Raw genomic sequence first — 2,058 nt, 5'->3', positions numbered from 1 at the left:
TTTTATGAACTAATTTGTAAAATTTTAAAGCTTGATGTGCAAAATTATCCGTTTTATGATCTAACAAATAAAGCTCTTGAATTTAGAGGAAACGGAGGACTTCAAATTGATTGCAGATTTGAAGATGATAAATTTGATTATGTAAGTTTTTTCGGCTCAATTATGAGTTTTAAATTAGCCGGCACTCAAGATAGTTATTTAGCATATTCCATTTTTGAATCATTGGCTGATTTTAGTATAAATATAATCAATCAAATCAAGGTAAATCTAAAACTAAAAAACAATATAACATTTTTGGGCAATATGTTTGAAAATAGCATAGTTTTAAGTAGAGTTTTATCAAAATTGGGTGCAAATAAGCCGTATTTATCAAATATAATCGCTTTTGATGAATAGAATCGTTTATAAAATTTACGGTAGGGTTCAAGGTGTCGGTTTTAGGCCGTTTGTGTATAATTTATCGCAAAAATTTAATCTAAAAGGTTATATTAAAAACACCGAATTTGGTGTAATTATAGATGTTGAAGGTAATAATTTAAAAAATTTTGAAAAAGAGTTATTAAATAATTTGCCGCCGCTATCTAAAATAGATAGATTGGAAAAAGAATATAAAACTCCAATAAATGCAAAAGAATTTATTATAGATAATTCTGCGGCTAACCTATCAAAAATCGCTACAATCTTACCGGATATCGCAATTTGTAATAAATGCAAAAAAGATATAAATAGCGTAATTAGATATAAAAACTATCCGTTTACCAATTGCACGAATTGCGGCCCGAGATATAGCATAATAAAAACAATTCCTTATGATAGAAAAAACACTTCGATGGATAAATTTAGTCTATGCAAAGAGTGTTTAGATGAGTTTAAAGATATTAAAAACAAAAGATTTCATGCCCAAGGGATTTGTTGTAAAAATTGCGGACCCAAAATTAATTTAATAATAAAAAATAAAAAACTAACTGCTACAAATGATATTTTTAAAGATATAGTCACTTTTTTAAAACAAGGTTATATCGGAGCTATAAAGGCTATTGGCGGATTTCATTTGGTTTGCGATGCGACAAACGATAAAACAATTATCAGATTAAGAGAGCTTAAAAATCGTCCTACAAAACCTTTTGCGATAATGTGCAAAGATATGGACATGATAAAAAAAATTGCACAAATTAATAATTTTGAAAAAAAGCTTTTATTAAGCTATGAAGCTCCGATTGTTTTATTAAAATCTAAAAATATTTTAAACGAATTTATAGCACCTAATATTGATAGAATCGGAGTGATGTTACCTTATAGCGGATTTTATTATATTTTATTTAAATATCTTGACATACCGATAGTCGCTACAAGTGCAAATATTAGCGGTGAGCCGATAATTACTACAAAAGAGGATATAAAAGCAAAGTTGCCGTTTATAGACTTTGTAGTTGATTATGATAGAGAGATTGTTAATTTTACAGATGATAGCTTAACTCAAGTTATAAATAATGATATTCAAATTTTAAGATTGTCTCGTGGATATGCTCCAAAAGAGCTAAAACTACCTTTTAAAATAGATAAAAATATTTTAGCCTTTGGAGCCAATCAAAAAAGCTCCATTGCGATCGCTTTTGAAAATAAGCTTATTTTAAGTCCTTATATCGGAGATTTAGATAGTATTAGTTCAATCAATCATTACAAAAAAATGATACAAAATTTTAAAAGATTTTATGATTTTAAACCGGATATTTTAATATGCGATAAACATAACGGATATGAAAGCACTGAATTAGCAATTAATTTTGCAAAAGAAAATTCACTAAAACTTATCCGAATCCAGCACCATTTAGCTCATTTATATAGCGTAAAAGCCGAATATAATCTAAAAGGCGATTTTGTAAGTTTTATTTTTGATGGAACGGGACTTGGAGATGATAATACCCTTTGGGGCGGAGAGGTTTTCGTAGGAGATAACAGAAAATATCATTTTAAACCGATTAAGCTTTTAGGAGGAGAAAAAGCGATAAAAGAACCAAAAAGAGTAGCACTTTCGCTTTTGTTTGAAAAGTATTATTT

1 protein-coding gene and 1 pseudogene are annotated in these 2,058 nt (G+C 28.3%); both read left to right on the top strand.

Annotated elements, in window-relative coordinates:
- Positions 1-396, top strand: a pseudogene (locus AC30RD_RS08820) (hydrogenase); the annotation flags it as partial.
- On the top strand, positions 389-2,058 hold a 1,670-nt coding region (gene hypF / locus AC30RD_RS08815), incomplete at its 3' end, for a carbamoyltransferase HypF (protein WP_489494139.1). The pseudogene AC30RD_RS08820 and the gene hypF, both read left to right, overlap by 8 nt.

It is taken from the genome of Nitrosophilus sp. (assembly GCF_982775275.1).
Note: the sequence above shows the minus strand (reverse complement) of the source record. Positions and strands in the feature narration are given on the sequence as shown.